This window comes from Chryseobacterium sp. SIMBA_029, from assembly GCF_046535275.1.
In the GTDB taxonomy this organism is placed as follows: Bacteria; Bacteroidota; Bacteroidia; order Flavobacteriales; family Weeksellaceae; genus Chryseobacterium.
This window is the reverse complement of sequence record NZ_JAWRXA010000973.1, coordinates 1-201: the sequence shown is the minus strand read 5'-3', so window position 1 is coordinate 201 and position 201 is coordinate 1. Positions and strand designations below refer to the sequence as shown.

Sequence of the window (201 nt, the reverse complement as noted above, 5' to 3'; positions counted from 1 at the left end):
TCTTCCATCAGGATCAAACATATTAACAGGATTATTCAGTACATAGGTATAAGGACTGGTAGAGAGATAACTTTCAGAAAGTTGATCCATTACTCCCCATCTCCCTATTTCCGGCATATAATTCCTCCATCCGTAATCCAACATCCCGCTTTCCTGTATTTCTTTACCATTATATTGTTTATGGTAAGGTTTTAGTGCAGG

The 201-nt window shown here is 37.8% G+C and carries 1 protein-coding gene; it reads right to left on the bottom strand.

The window, feature by feature from the left end:
• The coding region (locus tag SB679_RS26695) for an RHS repeat-associated core domain-containing protein (RefSeq protein ID WP_410705488.1) at nt 1–201 on the bottom strand (201 nt) is incomplete at both ends.